The 13,577-nt window shown below is 69.8% G+C and carries 15 protein-coding genes; 7 read left to right on the top strand and 8 right to left on the bottom strand.

Translation table 11 applies throughout. The features are described from left to right. Nucleotides 1-123 precede the first annotated feature (123 nt). Nucleotides 124-798, top strand: coding sequence for a Crp/Fnr family transcriptional regulator (locus HUW46_RS24245; protein ID WP_215549454.1), 675 nt, complete (start codon nucleotides 124-126; stop codon nucleotides 796-798). Between the two features lie 600 nt (nucleotides 799-1,398). Further along, nucleotides 1,399-2,649, top strand: a complete 1,251-nt coding sequence (locus tag HUW46_RS24240) for an MFS transporter (RefSeq protein ID WP_442860954.1) — start codon at nucleotides 1,399-1,401, stop codon at nucleotides 2,647-2,649. An 81-nt stretch (nucleotides 2,650-2,730) separates the two neighbouring features. Here HUW46_RS24240 and HUW46_RS24235 read toward each other — a convergent pair whose 3' ends face one another. The 7 genes from HUW46_RS24235 to HUW46_RS24205 form a co-directional block, all read right to left on the bottom strand. After that, a complete protein-coding gene (locus HUW46_RS24235) occupies nucleotides 2,731-2,982 on the bottom strand; it encodes a glutaredoxin family protein (protein WP_215549453.1) in 252 nt (83 codons plus the stop codon). Then, on the bottom strand, nucleotides 2,979-3,761 hold the full coding sequence (locus HUW46_RS24230; RefSeq protein ID WP_215549452.1) for an MBL fold metallo-hydrolase: 783 nt from the start codon (nucleotides 3,759-3,761) through the stop codon (nucleotides 2,979-2,981). Before HUW46_RS24230 ends, HUW46_RS24235 begins: the two co-directional genes overlap by 4 nt. Beyond that, the gene (locus HUW46_RS24225; protein WP_215550070.1) at nucleotides 3,758-4,468 is read right to left on the bottom strand and encodes an NUDIX hydrolase; all 711 of its coding nucleotides are present in this window, start codon (nucleotides 4,466-4,468) and stop codon (nucleotides 3,758-3,760) included. The genes HUW46_RS24230 and HUW46_RS24225 overlap by 4 nt, the downstream gene beginning before the upstream one ends. Nucleotides 4,469-4,599: 131 nt before the next feature. After that, a complete protein-coding gene (locus HUW46_RS24220) occupies nucleotides 4,600-5,847 on the bottom strand; it encodes a hypothetical protein (protein WP_215549451.1) in 1,248 nt (415 codons plus the stop codon). A gap of 37 nt (nucleotides 5,848-5,884) precedes the next feature. Beyond that, nucleotides 5,885-6,517, bottom strand: coding sequence for a hypothetical protein (locus HUW46_RS24215; protein WP_215549450.1), 633 nt, complete (start codon nucleotides 6,515-6,517; stop codon nucleotides 5,885-5,887). Beyond that, the gene (locus HUW46_RS24210; protein WP_215549449.1) at nucleotides 6,517-6,972 is read right to left on the bottom strand and encodes a RidA family protein; all 456 of its coding nucleotides are present in this window, start codon (nucleotides 6,970-6,972) and stop codon (nucleotides 6,517-6,519) included. Before HUW46_RS24210 ends, HUW46_RS24215 begins: the two co-directional genes overlap by 1 nt. A gap of 5 nt (nucleotides 6,973-6,977) precedes the next feature. Then, nucleotides 6,978-7,136, bottom strand: coding sequence for a DUF4177 domain-containing protein (locus HUW46_RS24205; RefSeq protein ID WP_215549448.1), 159 nt, complete (start codon nucleotides 7,134-7,136; stop codon nucleotides 6,978-6,980). Between the two features lie 183 nt (nucleotides 7,137-7,319). On the opposite strand from HUW46_RS24205, the gene HUW46_RS24200 reads away from it, so the two are divergent. The 4 genes from HUW46_RS24200 to HUW46_RS24185 all read left to right on the top strand — a co-directional run bounded on the left by HUW46_RS24200 (nucleotide 7,320) and on the right by HUW46_RS24185 (nucleotide 10,675). Continuing rightward, nucleotides 7,320-8,195 carry an esterase/lipase family protein gene (locus HUW46_RS24200; protein ID WP_215549447.1) on the top strand — a complete coding sequence of 292 codons (876 nt, stop codon included), beginning with the start codon at nucleotides 7,320-7,322 and terminating at the stop codon, nucleotides 8,193-8,195. A gap of 79 nt (nucleotides 8,196-8,274) precedes the next feature. Next, nucleotides 8,275-8,523, top strand: coding sequence for a hypothetical protein (locus HUW46_RS24195; RefSeq protein ID WP_215549446.1), 249 nt, complete (start codon nucleotides 8,275-8,277; stop codon nucleotides 8,521-8,523). A gap of 17 nt (nucleotides 8,524-8,540) precedes the next feature. Next, the gene (locus tag HUW46_RS24190; RefSeq protein WP_215549445.1) at nucleotides 8,541-9,545 is read left to right on the top strand and encodes an ArsA-related P-loop ATPase; all 1,005 of its coding nucleotides are present in this window, start codon (nucleotides 8,541-8,543) and stop codon (nucleotides 9,543-9,545) included. Further along, nucleotides 9,545-10,675: an ArsA family ATPase gene (locus HUW46_RS24185; protein ID WP_215549444.1), complete on the top strand. Its 1,131-nt coding sequence runs from the start codon at nucleotides 9,545-9,547 to the stop codon at nucleotides 10,673-10,675. The genes HUW46_RS24190 and HUW46_RS24185 overlap by 1 nt, the downstream gene beginning before the upstream one ends. A gap of 29 nt (nucleotides 10,676-10,704) precedes the next feature. Here the strand turns inward: HUW46_RS24185 and HUW46_RS24180 are convergent, their stop codons facing one another. Further along, nucleotides 10,705-11,016, bottom strand: a complete 312-nt coding sequence (locus tag HUW46_RS24180; RefSeq protein ID WP_215549443.1) for a WhiB family transcriptional regulator — start codon at nucleotides 11,014-11,016, stop codon at nucleotides 10,705-10,707. A 263-nt stretch (nucleotides 11,017-11,279) separates the two neighbouring features. Between HUW46_RS24180 and HUW46_RS24175 the strand changes: the two genes are divergently transcribed. Beyond that, nucleotides 11,280-13,463 (top strand): transglycosylase domain-containing protein, encoded by a 2,184-nt coding sequence (locus tag HUW46_RS24175; RefSeq protein WP_215549442.1) that lies wholly within the window; start codon nucleotides 11,280-11,282, stop codon nucleotides 13,461-13,463. The last annotated feature ends 114 nt before the right edge of the window (nucleotides 13,464-13,577 follow it).

The following is a 13,577-nucleotide window of genomic DNA, read 5'->3' as shown; positions in this document are numbered from 1 at the left end:
CGCGTCCGCGTCGGCGAGCCGGGAAGCGATCTCGTGAGCACGCCCTACACTGCACGTTAGTGATCGGCGACACGCTCCTCAGCGAGTGAGGAACGCGGTCGTCACGCCATGAGGAGGCACGAGGTGGACGAAACCCTGGCCCGCGCGGGCATCTTCCAGGGTGTGGAGCCGGCTGCGGCCGAGGCGCTCGCACAGACCCTGGAAAGCGTGGAGTTCCCCCGGGGCCACGTCATCTTCAACGAGGGCGAGCCCGGCGACAAGCTCTACATCATCCAGTCCGGCAAGGTGAAGATCGGGCGCAAGTCGCCGGACGGCAGGGAGAACCTGCTCGGTATCTTCGGCCCGTCCGACATGTTCGGCGAGCTGTCGATCTTCGATCCCGGCCCTCGTACGTCCAGTGCCACCACGGTGACCGAGGTGCGCGCGGTGACCATGGACCGCGCCGCGCTGCGCCAGTGGATCTCGAGCCGCCCGGAGATCGCCGAGCAGTTGCTGCGCGTGGTCGCGCGGAGACTGCGCCGGACGAACAACATGGTCGCGGAGCTCATCTTCACCGACGTGCCCGGCCGCGTCGCCCGCGCGCTGCTGACGCTGGCGCAGCGGTTCGGCAGCCAGGAGGCAGGCCTGCTGCGCGTGAGCCACGACCTGACCCAGGAAGAGATCGCGCAGCTCGTCGGCGCGTCCCGCGAGACCGTGAACAAGGCGCTCGCCGACTTCGCGCACCGCGGCTGGCTCCGCCTGGAAGGCAAGAGCGTCCTGATCCTGGACCCCGAACGCCTGGCCCGCCGCGCCCGCTAGCGCTCCAAGTCTGATCCCCAAGGCTTTTGCTTGTGGCTTATGGCTTTTGTAAGCGGCGAAGCCGCTTGAGCCACCAAGCAACTTGCACCGCCGCGGGTTCTCAGCGTTCTTCTCGCGAGGACAGCGCCAACGTGGTGAATTGGCATTCATGAGTTGGCGATCCCGGAGCGAGAAGGACGCTGAGGTTCCGCTACCCGCACCGCTACGCAAGCAGACCCCAAAAATAGACGAAGGGCCGGGCGCCACCCCCGACGTGGCGCACCGGCCCTTCGCTTGTGCGCGGCTCATCCCCCGACGACCCGCGCTCCCCGCCCTCCGGTGGTAGGCCCCGACCCGTATGCCGGAGGGAGCTGAGAGTGCCTCTTCAGTTACAGCGGTTCGACTACTGTCGCACGACCCCTACCCCGCTTTTCAAGGTCGTTCACCCTCAAGGACGCTGGACGGGGTCATTTGTTGCCCGAAAATCGGCGAATTCGCCGCACTGTTACCCAACCGAGACGAACGGCTCCTGACAGGGTCCCCGCGACGGGGGAGGCCGGTGACGCAGCTCGCCCCGAAACAACTGGTACCCCCGTACCACAGTCGGGCATACTGGTACGCGTGTCCCACTCCGAAGACCGTGCGTCGCTCTCCGACTACCGCACCGCGCTGACCGCCCCCGGCTCGCGCGGGCCGGTCGTGGCTTCGCTGCTCGCGCGCCTGCCGATCGCGATGATCGGCATCTCCGCGCTGCTCTACGTGCAGCGCGAAACCGGTTCCTTCGCGGTCGCGGGCCTGGTCTCGGCCGGTTCTCTCGTCGGCGTCTCGCTGGGTTCGGTCATCCAGGGCAGGCTCATCGACCGCTTCGGGCCGACACGCCCGCTGCTCGTCACCGCCGCGCTGTTCACCGTCGCGATGGTGTCGCTCGTGTTCGCCATCGAGGCGCACGCGCCGACCGTGCCGCTGGTGCTCCTCGCGGGCGGAATCGGCATCACCGAGCCGATGGTGGGCTCGGCGTCGCGAGCGCTGTGGACGCGCCTGCTGCCCGCGGGAAGCCCGCGAAACGCGGCGTTCTCGTACGAGGCGATCAGCATGGAGGTCTTCTTCATCCTCGGCCCCGGCCTCGCCGGGCTGCTGGTCGCGGCGCCGTGGGCGGGCACCGGCATGGTGGCGGGCGCGGCCTGCATGATCACCGGCTCGGTCCTGTTCGCGCTGAGCCCGACCGTGCGGGCCTGGGGCAGCGCGGAACAGCGCGGCGGGCGCCTGCTCGGCGCGCTCGCCAGCCCCGGTATGCGGACCGTCGCGCTCGCCGCGCTCGGGTTCGGGATGGTCATCGGTTTCGTCGAGGTCGCGGTGCCCGCGTCCGCCACCGAGGCCGGTTTCCCGACCGTCGGCGGGCTGCTGCTGTCCGCGTGGTCGGTCAGCTCGGTCGCCTTCGGTGTCGCCTACAGCCTGCGCCCGTGGCCGCGGCCCATGCGGCTGCGGCTGCCGTTCCTGCTCGGCGGGTTCGGGGCGTTCGTCGCGCTGCTGGCCGTGCCGTCGTCGTTGTGGGGCCTCGCGCTCGGCATGCTGCTCGCGGGCGCGGCGATCACGCCCCAGTCGACCACCCACTCGGCGGCCATCGAACTCGTCGCCCCGCGCGGCACCGCGGCCGAAGCCTTCGGCTGGGTGCTCACCGCCGTGACACTCGGGCTCGCGTTCGGGCAGTCGGTGAGCGGGTACCTCGTCGAGCACAGCGGACCGTCGGCGGCGTTCCTCGCGGCAGGCGCCGCGGGGCTGCTGATGGCCGCGGTCGTGTGGATCCGCCACCGCACCGTGCGCGCCCTGCCCGAAGACACCCCCGCCACCTCCGCCGAACTCGCCCTGACCTGAGCGCGTTTAGCCCGCTAAACGCAGGCCGCGGCCCTGGCCGTCGCTCGGCCCGTTTGGGCGCGTTTAGCCCGCTAAACGCGGTCAGGCGGTTTCGGCTTTGTAGGCGGCTTCGACCTCGGCCCAGCTCGGGTTCACGAAGGTCCGCTCGCCGACCACGACGGTCGGCACGGTCTCGGTGCCGTCCGCGATCTCCCGTACGCGCGCCGCGCCTGCCGGGTCGTCCCAGATGTTAATCTCCCGCACCGGCAGGCCGCTCGCGGCGAGCGGCCGGTGCAGCGCGGAGCAGAATCCGCACCCCGGCCGCCAGTAGAACTCGATCTCCACCGCACTCATCGGTTTTCCGTCCTCAGGTAGTCGAGCTGGGCACGCACGCTGAACTCGGCGGGGACCCACAGCGCCCGGTCGACGTCGGCGTAGACCAGTTCGACGATCTGCCGCGCGCTCGCGTCGGGACCGAGCTCCCGCAGTGCCGAACGCACCTGCTCGATCCGTTCTTCCCGGTGCGCCAGGTAGGCACGGGCGGTGGCGGGCAGATCCGCCAGCTCCGGGCCGTGCCCCGGCAGGCCGAGCGATCCGTCCGGCAGCGCGATGAGCGCGCGCAACGAACGCAGGTAGTCGCCGAGGTTTTCGAGCACCGTGGTGCCCCTGCCGAGGATCGTGTCGCCGGTGAGCACGGTCGTCTCGCCCTCGTGCTCGACGACGAGCGTCACCGAGTCACCGGTGTGACCGGGCGTGTGCAGGATCCGGATCTCCAGCCCGGCCGCCGAGACCACCTCGCCGTCCACGAGCGGCTCCGCGCCCGCGCACAGCGACGCGTCGAACGCGCGGACCGGCACGCCGAGCCGGTCGGCGAGCCACGGCGCACCCTCGGCGTGATCGCCGTGGAAGTGCGTGAGGAGCACCAGTTCGGCGCCCTCCGCCGCGGCCGCGAGCGCTTCGAGGTGCGCCAGATCGCGGTAACCGGGATCGATGACGACGCTGCCCGCGGCGCCGGGCGCGCGCAGGATCCAGCTGTTCGTGCCTTCGAGCGTCATCTCGGACGGGTTGTCCTCGAGCACCACGGTCGCGATCGGACCGACCTGCCTCGCCACGCCGTAGGCGGGATGGGTCACGGCTTTTCCACCACCACTCGCACCTGGTCGCCGTCCCGCACGAGCGACGGCATGATCTTGCTGATCTCGCGCTCGCTGGCCAGCGCGTCCTCCACCGTGGCGAACTCGGCCAGCTCCGTCAACGTGATCCAAGTCGGTGGCATCAGGACGCTGCGGCCGTCGCGGGCGTCCGCCATCGCGTCCTCGGGACGCTGCCAGCCGGAGCTCTCGGCCTCGGTCGTCAGGCCGTCCGCGCGCTGGCCCACCGGCAGCGCGGCCGCGAAGAACCTGGTGTCGTACCGGCGGCCCTCCTGCGGCGGGGTGAGCCAGTTCGCCCACGGGCGCAACAAGTCCGCGCGCAGCGTCAGCCCTGCCTTGGCGAGGAAACCGGCGAGCGACACCTCACGGGAGACGAGCCGCTGCCGCACGTCCTGGTACGGCCCGGTGTCTTCGAGGACGGTGTCCTGCGTCCCCGCGAGCAGCACGCCCGACTCCTCGAACGTCTCGCGCACCGCCGCGCACACGAGCGCGCGAGCGACCGAAACCTCGCAGCTGAACCACTCGGCCCACTGCTCCGGTGACGGCCCTGCCCACGAGATGGACACGTCCGCGTCGCGCTTGTCGACCCCGCCGCCGGGGAAGACGGTCATCCCGGCGGCGAACTCCATCGCCGCGACCCGTCGCTGCAGGAAGACCTCGATCCCAGCACCGGTGTCGCGCACCAGCATCACGGTCGCGGCGTCCTTCGGCGTCGACGGAGGTCCGTCGTCACCGGCGATCTCGATGGTCGACGGCGCGTCGAAGCTCAGTGTTTCGCGTTCTTCAGGCACGCCCGCAACATACCTCGGACGAATTCCCGCTACGCGCCGGAGAAGCCGTCGACCCAGCGGGTGTCGGCCTGCTCACCACCGCGCCCGTTGAGCCGGATCTTGGCCGCCTCGGCCCGCTCCCGCTCGGCCAGCTCGGCGTGCAGCTCGCGCAGCAGCCTGCGGTCGCGCTCGGACAGCTGCGGGTCGTTGAGGTCGAGGTCGGGCAGTTCGACGACCTCGTTCGGGCCGAACTTCGCGGCCGCGATCGCCTTGCCCTTCTCGGGATTCTCGGCGAGCGCGGCACGCAGCTGCGCGACCTCGGCGGAGCTCAGATCCGCGGTGCTTTCGACCCGGTTCTCGTAGTCGGCGAACGCGGGCGGACCCGGTGGCAACGAAGGCGCCTCGGGCTCGGACGGCTCCGAAGGGACCGCCGACAGCTTCGGGGCGGCAGGCGCCGAAGCCTCCGGCGTCACCTCTGGCGGCGCTTCGGGTGCGGGCTCCGGTTCCGGGGCGGGTTCGGGTTCGCTCGCGGTGACCGGTTCTGGTTCAGGCTCCGGAGCGGGCTCGGCGACCTCGTGCCGCGACGTGTGCCTGCCCTTGGCCTTCGCACTCGACGACCCGGACGAGGACGAGGAAACCGCGGCGGGCTGGGCGCTGGGGCCCGGCACCTGCTTGCCCGCGAGCCAGACCGCGCTGGCGGAGCCGAGCGCGGAGTCGCGGTAGTCCGAGCGTTCCGCCGTCGGGCCGCTGACCTCGACGACAGCGCGGATCCCGGCACGCCGCAGCGCGCTGTCCACGCGGTAGGCGACGGCGGGCGGGTTGCCTTCGGGGCCGATGTCGACGAGCACCACGCGCTGCGGCAGCGGGCCGGGCACGCTGCCCGCGGGGGTGTTGCGCCAGACGGCGTGCACCGACCGCAGGTCTGGCAGCACGCTCACGGTGCGCTCGATGGCGTCGGCGACACCGCGCTCCGGCTCGTTCTCGCCGCTGAAGCGGTGCTGGATCTTCGGGACCTCGTCCTCGATCTTCAGCTGGTCGGCCAACGTCGCGTCCGACCGGCTGAACTCGAGCACGAGCGCCAGCTCGCGCTGCTCGTTCGGGCTCACCGGGACCCTGCCCGCGATGAGCGCGCCGGTGGTCAGCTCGACGGCCTCGTCGAGGCGCGAACGCACCACCAGCTCCCGCGCTTCCGACAGCGCGCTGTCGTCGAGGCGGCCCGCCAGTGCGAGCAGCAGGTTGTGCAGTCGCAACGGCACCGCGAACCCGTCGGTCGCGGTCCCGTCGTGAACCTCGGCCATGCCCATAACTCCCCTCCAGCTCGCCGGAGGGCGAGCTCTACGCGGCCGCGAGCCGGTGCCCGGTGCCCACCGCGCCGACGCAGACGAGCTCGGAGCTCTCCAGCGCCGCCCGGTGATACGCGGGAAGCTCCAGTCGCGGCGGCATCACTTCGACGCTGGGCTCCTCGTCGCCCAGCACCCGCATGACCCGCTGCAGCTCACCGGTCAGCCGAGGCAGACCGGCCAGCGCGGTGATCAGCAGGACCCGTTTGGCCTCCTGCTCACCGGGCGCCAAGGTGTTCAGGCGCCAGCTTTCCCGCACTTCACCCACGTCCGGGCGACCCCGCAACGTTGCGTGGATCAACACGGACACCGAATCGACGGAGTTCACCCATTCGGGGGCACTCTGCGTGAATGTGTACCCGGTCTGGGTGACGTCGTCTACCCCGAGCGTAGAACTAACCTGATGCCAGTCCGCACCGTGTGGCACCAATCCCGCGACCAGCAGGCGGTACTCCGGTTGATCAAGGTCAATCCTGTGCTTTAGCAAAGAGCGCGGGAGGGTCCGCGCGAGCGTGCCCATCGCGCCCTCGCCGAGCCAGTCGCGGAAGCGCCACAGCAGCTGGTCGGGCAGCCTGCCCGCGAGCCGCAGGAGCAGTTCGTGGCAGGACTGTTCGATGTCCGGGTCCATCACTTCACCTCGACTACGAGTTCGATCTCGACCGGTGACCCGATCGGCAGCTCCGCGACCCCGACCGCCGACCTCGCGTGCACGCCCTGCTCGCCGAAGATCTCGCCGAGCAGTTCCGAAGCGCCGTTCACGACCGCGGGCTGGCCGGTGAACCCCTCCGCGGAGGCGACGAACCCGACCACCTTCACCACGCGCACGATCTCGTCGATGCCGACGAGCGCGTGGATCGCGGCGAGCGCGTTGAGCGCCGACGTCCGCGAGAACTTCTGCGCCTCTTCGGGGCTGATCTCGGCGCCGACCTTGCCGGTGGCGGCCAGCTCGCCGTCGACGAACGGCAGCTGACCGGAGGTGTACACGTAGGACCCGGTGCGCACGGCGGGCGCGTACGAAGCCAGCGGCGCCGCGACGCCGGGCAGTTCGATGCCGAGTTCGGTAAGCCTTCCGCTCCAGCTCATGGGTTTCAGTCCTTGGCTCGCTTGAGGTACGCGACGTGCTGTTCGCCGCTCGGGTTGGGCAGCACGGTGACCAGTTCCCAGCCGTCCTCGCCCCATTGGTCCAGGATCTGCTTGGTCGCGTGGATCAGTAGCGGAACGGTGGCGTACTCCCACTTGGCACTCATGGGCCGGGAGCCTAACGGACGCCTCCCCCGGTCCACGACGCGTTCTCGGGATCCCCGGCGCCGGTGACCCTTCGTGTCCGGCAGCTACGGATAGTCCACTCAGCCGTGCAATTGGCATCGGCTCCGCGGTCCGGAAATCTTGACGGGAGACCCTTCCCCCGGCATGCCCCAGGCAGGAGCCCCATGCGCAGATCCAGGTTCGCCCTGCTCGCCGTCGTCGCCGCGCTGACGGGCCTGCTCACCGTGGCGCCGGCCGCCGCCAGCCCGGCAGGCGGTTACGGCGATTGGTCGTGCCGCCCGAGCGCGGCGCACCCGCACCCGGTGGTGCTGGTGCACGGCACCGGCGACAACAAGGACTACACCTGGCAGACACTCGGCCCGCTGCTCGCGAAACGGGGCTACTGCGCCTTCGCGCTCACCTACGGCGTGCTGCCCACCGCGCCGATCGTCTCCGACGTGATCGGCGGGCTCACCCCGATCGAGGACAGCGCGGTCGAGGTCCGGTCCTTCGTGGAGAAGGTGGTCACCACGACCGGAGTGTCCAAAGTAGACATCGTCGGCTTCTCGCAGGGCACGCTGGTGCCCGCCTACTACGCGAAGTTCCTCGGCGGGCGGATGCGCATCCACACCTACGTCGGCCTCGCGCCGGTGTGGCAGGGCACCGACCCGCTCGGCATCGGAGACGTCTTCGCGCTCGTGCGCTGGCTCGGGCTCGGCCAGATCCCCGCCATCGGGGACTGCGGCGCGTGCCCGCAGGTGCTCACCGGTTCGGCGTTCCTGGCGAAGCTGAACAAGGGCGGCGCGTTCCTGCCCGGTATCGCCTACACGAACATCGCGACCAGGTACGACCTCAACATCGTGCCGTACACCAACGGTTTCGGCACCGGCCCCAACGTCCGCAACATCGTGTTGCAGGACGGCTGCCGGAAGGACCGCGTGAACCACATGGGCATCGTGTTCGACCCGAACGCGGCTGGCCACGTCCTCAACGCCCTCGACCCGGCGCACGCGAAACGGGTCCCCTGCACCCCGATGGGCCCGATGGCGCCGCGCCGGTAAAACGCGACAATGGTGCGTCCACAATGGACCGACTGGCCGGTCGCCGACAAGATCCGCGCGCGTTCAGTACGGTTGACGCGTGGAAGGCTGGCGGATCATCGCGACGGTGCTGCTCGCGGTGGCGGGGGTGCTGCTCACGCTCGCGGTGATGGCGAAGGTGCGTGACCACACCCAGAGTTCGGGTCAGGTCGCGATCGGCGGGGCGGTCACCTTCACGATCCTGCTCATCCTGGGTGTGCTGATGCTCACCGTGCTGCCCGCCGTCGTGACGTGGGTGCTGGTCGCGGTGGTCGTGGCCGCCGTGAGCGTCATGCTCCTTGCCAGCTAGTGACTTAAGCTGCGGACGTGACGACACCCCTGGCCGGCTGGACCGACGAGCTCGCACGTGCCCGCCTGCACTTCGTGACCGGCAAGGGCGGTACCGGCAAGACCACGCTCTCCGCCGCGCTCGGGCTCGCGCTGGCCAGCGCGGGCAGGCGGGTTCTGCTCATCGAGGTCGAGGGCCGCCAGGGCATCGCGCAGCTGTTCGACACCGAGCCGCTGCCCTACGCCGAGCAGCGCATCGCGTCCGCGCCAGGAAATGGCGAACTACGCGCGCTGCACATCGATGTCGAAGCGGCGCTGCTCGAATACTTCGAGATGTTCTACAACCTGGGCTTCGCCGGGCGGACGCTGCGGCGGATGGGTGCGATCGAGTTCGCCACCACGCTCGCGCCCGGCCTCCGCGACGTGCTGCTGACCGGCAAGATCAAGGAGTGTGTGGGGCGCACCGAGTCCGGCGGCAGGCACACCTACGACGCGGTGGTGGTGGACTCGCCGCCGACCGGGCGGGTGGTCAAGTTCCTCGACGTCACGAAAGCACTGACCGATCTGGCGAAGACCGGCCCGATCCGCGGCCAGGCCGACGGCGTGGTCCGGCTGCTGCACTCCGGTGAGACCGCCGTGCACCTGGTGACGCTGCTGGAGGAGATGCCGGTCCGCGAAACCGTGGAGGCGGTCGCCGAGCTGGACGGCGCGGACCTGCGGCCGGGCGCCGTGCTGGTCAACCGCGTCCGCCCGCCGCGGCTCCCGGCGCGGTCGGTGACCGCGGCCGCGGACGGCCGCGTCGACGCGTCCCGCGTGCGCACCGGCCTCACCGCGGCGGGGCTCGCCCTGCCCGAAAAGACGCTGGACGCGCTCGTCGAGGAGACCGTCGAGCACGCGATCAGGGTCGCCGCGGAGCAGCGGGCGCGCGAACAGCTCGCCGAAGCCGATCTGCCGACGCTCGAGCTGCCGGAGCTGACCGACGGCGTGGACGTCGCCGCGCTCTACGATCTCGCGGAGCGGCTGATCGACCAGGGAGTGCGCTGATGTCGGAAGACGGCCTCGATGTCGACGCCCTGATCGACGACCCGGCCACGAAGATCGTGGTGTGCTGCGGATCCGGTGGGGTCGGCAAGACCACCACGGCCGCGGCGATCGCCTTGCGCGCCGCCGAGCGCGGCCGCCAGACGGTGGTGCTCACCATCGACCCTGCCAAGCGGCTCGCCCAGGCGCTCGGCCTCCGAGAGCTGGGAAACCACCCGAAGCAGGTGTCGGTCGACGGGTTCGAGCCCAAGGGCGAGCTGTGGGCGATGATGCTCGACATGCGGCGCACCTTCGACGACATGGTGCGCGTGCACGCCGGGCCGGAACGCGCCGAGCAGCTGCTCGCGAATCCCTTCTACCAGACCATTTCCACGTCGTTCTCCGGCACGCAGGAGTACATGGCGATGGAGAAGCTCGGGCAGCTCGCGGCGACCGGGGACTGGGACCTGATCGTCGTGGACACGCCGCCGAGCCGTTCGGCGTTGGACTTCCTCGACGCGCCCTCGCGGCTTTCGAGCGCGCTCGACGGCCGCATGATCCGGCTGCTGACCGGGCCGGCGAAGGCAGGCGGCTGGGGCCTGCGCAAGGTCGTCAGCGCGGGGTTCTCGATGTTCGCCAAGGCCGTGTCGACGATCATCGGCGGGCAGCTGCTCACCGACGCGTCCGCGTTCATGCAGGCCTTCGACAGCATGTTCGGCGGGTTCCGCGAGCGGGCGCGCAAGACCGCGGAGCTGCTGCGCTCCGGCGGCACCTCGTTCCTGGTGGTGGCCGCGCCGGAACCGGACGCGCTGCGCGAAGCGAGCTACTTCGTGGAACGGCTCTCCACCGAGTCCATGCCGCTGGCCGGGCTGGTCGCGAACCGGACGCACCCGGTGCTCGCCGACCTGACCGCGACCGCCGCGCTCTCCGCGGCCGACAAGCTGGACTCGGGCAGCGAGAACGCGCCGCTGGCCACCGCGGTGCTACGCCTGCACGCCGACCGCGTCGCGCTCGACGAGCGCGAGCAGCGGCTGCTGGCGCGGTTCACGAAGGCCCATCCGGAGGTCCCGGTGATCTCCGTGCCCGCCCTGCCGAGCGACGTGCACGACGTCGCGGGGCTCCGCGACATCGGCGACCGGCTGGCGGGGGTGTGAATTCGGGGGCCCACACCCCCGCCACCGGTTCAGGAGACCCTGGCGACCTCGTCGTCGACCGCGCCGCTGAACTCGCGTTTCGCCGATTCCAGCAGCGCGCTCCAGGATTCGACCCCGGGACGGCGACGCAGCAGCGCACGCCGCTCACGTTCCGTCATCCCGCCCCAGATACCGAAGTTGATCCGGTGGTCGAGTGCCTCGGCGAGGCACTCCGTGCGCACCGAACACCCCATGCAGACCGTCTTGGCCTTGTTCTGCTCCGCACCTCGGACGAACAACCCGTCTGGGTCGCTGTCCCGGCACGACGCGCTGACACGCCAATCCGATTGGTTGGACTCCATACCCCCAGCTCCCTGTGCTCACGTCGCGGACTACCGACACCCCCTCGGTATCGGCGCCGCCGGTTGGGCCGCACGGCGCTGCCGCGCTACCCCATCCGCCGGCTTTTCTTTGTGAGACGTTGACGGACTGTAGGGGCTCGCGGTTCCCCTCGGAAGGTCCCGATCAGAATTTGTGACCTGAGGTGACCACGTCCGGGGGGTCGGCGTGGTATTGGACGCACCGAGGTCACAAAGGTCCCACGGCCGCCAAGTACCCTGGCGACGTGCGTAAAACGGACGGTCTGCTGAAGCTCCTCGGCCTCTGTGTACTCGCGGGGGTTCTCGTCGCCGGGGTGTTGTTCCCGGTCGTCGGCGCGGCGGGGGTGGTGTCGAACCGGGCGAGCGAAACGGTCGACAACATGTCGGCGGAGCTGGCGAACGTGCCACCGCCGCTGGTGACGACGGTCACAGACAGCGCGGGGGCGCCGATCGCGACGCTCTACAAGCAGTACCGGCTGCCCGCCGCACCGGAACAGATCTCGCTCGCGATGAAGTGGGCGCTGGTCTCGGTGGAGGACAAGCGGTTCTACGAGCACCACGGCGTGGACTGGAAGGGCACGATGCGTGCCGCGATCAGCAACGGCACCGGCGGTGACACGCAGGGTGCGTCCACGCTGACCCAGCAGTACGTGAAAAACTACCTGATCAACGTGGTGTGCCGTCCGAAGAGCGACGAGAAGGAAGACCAGGCCGAAGCGCGGTTGTGCCGGGAGAAGGCGCAGGAGCAGTCGATCGCCCGCAAGCTGAAGGAAGCGCGGATCGCGATCCAGCTCGAAACGAAGATGACCAAGGACCAGGTCCTCGCGGGCTATTTGAACGTGGTCGAATTCTCCCGCCAGGTGTTCGGCATCGGCGCGGCCGCGAAGACCTACTTCAACACCACTCCGGACAAGCTGAACGTCTCCCAATCCGCGCTGCTCGCCGGTCTGGTCAACAACCCGAACACGAACGATCCGTGGAACCACCCCCTCGCCGCGAAGAAGCGCCGCGACACCGTGCTCGACCGCATGGTGGACAACAAGAAGCTCGCGCCGGAAGACGCCGTGAAGGCGAAGAACGAACCGCTCGGCGTCGTGCCGGAACTGCAGAAGCCGCCCGCGAACTGCACCGGCGCGGGCCCGGAGAACGGGTTCTTCTGCCAGTACGTCGAGGACTACCTGCTCAAGAACGGGATGACCAAGGACGATCTCTACACCGGCGGCTACACCATCAAGACCACGATGGACGAGCGCGCCAACCACGAGGCGAAGGCCTCCGCGGAAACGCAGGTGAACAAGACCCAGCCGAACGTGGCCAACACGCTGTCACTGGTCAAGCCGGGACAGGACCGGCACGAAGTGGTCGCGCTGGCCGCGAACCGGGACTACGGCGGCGACAAGGACAAGGGCCAGACCACCTACGCGCTGCCGTCGGGGATCTGGAACGTGAGCGGTGCCGGGTCGAGCTACAAGATCTTCACCGCGGCCGCCGCGATGCAGAACCACGTGCTCGGGATCTACAGCACGATGGAAACCCCGTCCTTCCACATATCCGGGGTGTTCACCGGTGGCGGGCAGCACTGCCCGACCGTCACGCGCGGCACCCGCGCCTACTGCCTGAGCAACGCCAGTGATTCCTACGGCAGCCAGATGTCCTTGCAGCAGGCGCTCGCCACCTCGCCGAACACCGGATTCGTGATCCTCGAAGAGAAAACGGGGATGGGCCCGATCGTCGACATGGCGAGCAAGCTCGGCATGCGGGACACCATGGCCAGCTCGATCTCCGGCGGCAAGGGCGACCCGAACTCGAACGACCCCAGCAAGATGACGCAGACCAAGTACTTCGGGCCGACGCCGAACGGGCCCGGCCAGGGTTCGTTCACCCTCGGCGTCAGCCCGACCAGCGGGCTCGAACTGGCGAACGTCGCGGCGACGATCCTCAGCCACGGCAAGTGGTGCCCGCCGACGCCGATCGGCAGCGTCACCGACCGCGACGGGAAACCCAAGCAGGTCAAGGAATCCGCCTGCGAGCAGGTGGTCGAACCGGCGCTGGCGGACACCCTCGCGGTCGGCATGAGCAAGGACGACCAGCCGGGTGGCACCTCGGCCAAGGCCGCCGGAGCCGCGGGCTGGAACCGGCCGATCATCGGCAAGACCGGGACCACCCAGGTCAGCGGTTCGGCCACGTTCGTCGGCGGGACACCGGGCCTAGCCGGGGCGGCGATGGTGTTCCGCCCGGATTCGCCGAACGGCGGCATTTACGACGGCGGTCCCGGGAACATCAGCGCGGCCAAGGGCACCAACGGAAACATGTTCGGTGGTGGCACGCCTGCCAGGACCTGGTTCGGTGCGATGAAGAACATCCTCGGCGACCAGCCGATCGAACAGCTACCCGGCTCGTCACCGCAATACGAACGCGTCGGCCGCTAGCCATTTCCGGCGCGGTGCCGGGAAAGGCGGGAGTGCCCTGCTTGGAGAATGTCCGTTCGGCCATTCGGAGCAGGGGTTTCGACCGGGGCTACCCCTTTGTCGGTGAACACGTAT

The sequence above is a fragment of the Amycolatopsis sp. CA-230715 genome, from assembly GCF_018736145.1.
In the GTDB taxonomy this organism is placed as follows: Bacteria; Actinomycetota; Actinomycetes; order Mycobacteriales; family Pseudonocardiaceae; genus Amycolatopsis.
The sequence above is the reverse complement of the archived record's forward strand: the minus strand, read 5'-3'. Positions and strand labels throughout refer to the sequence as shown.

What these genes read in the sequence shown, in the direction of transcription:
- HUW46_RS24185 (WP_215549444.1), top strand. Translation starts at nt 9,545, where the DNA reads ATGTCGGAAGACGGCCTCGATGTCGACGCCCTGATCGACGACCCGGCC.
- HUW46_RS24225 (WP_215550070.1), bottom strand. Translation starts at nt 4,468, where the DNA reads ATGCTGGTGCGCGACACCGGTGCTGGGATCGAGGTCTTCCTGCAGCGA.
- HUW46_RS24215 (WP_215549450.1), bottom strand. Translation starts at nt 6,517, where the DNA reads ATGGACCCGGACATCGAACAGTCCTGCCACGAACTGCTCCTGCGGCTC.
- HUW46_RS24220 (WP_215549451.1), bottom strand. Translation starts at nt 5,847, where the DNA reads ATGGCCGAGGTTCACGACGGGACCGCGACCGACGGGTTCGCGGTGCCG.
- HUW46_RS24205 (WP_215549448.1), bottom strand. Translation starts at nt 7,136, where the DNA reads ATGAGTGCCAAGTGGGAGTACGCCACCGTTCCGCTACTGATCCACGCG.
- HUW46_RS24210 (WP_215549449.1), bottom strand. Translation starts at nt 6,972, where the DNA reads ATGAGCTGGAGCGGAAGGCTTACCGAACTCGGCATCGAACTGCCCGGC.
- HUW46_RS24235 (WP_215549453.1), bottom strand. Translation starts at nt 2,982, where the DNA reads ATGAGTGCGGTGGAGATCGAGTTCTACTGGCGGCCGGGGTGCGGATTC.
- HUW46_RS24180 (WP_215549443.1), bottom strand. Translation starts at nt 11,016, where the DNA reads ATGGAGTCCAACCAATCGGATTGGCGTGTCAGCGCGTCGTGCCGGGAC.
- HUW46_RS24200 (WP_215549447.1), top strand. Translation starts at nt 7,320, where the DNA reads ATGCGCAGATCCAGGTTCGCCCTGCTCGCCGTCGTCGCCGCGCTGACG.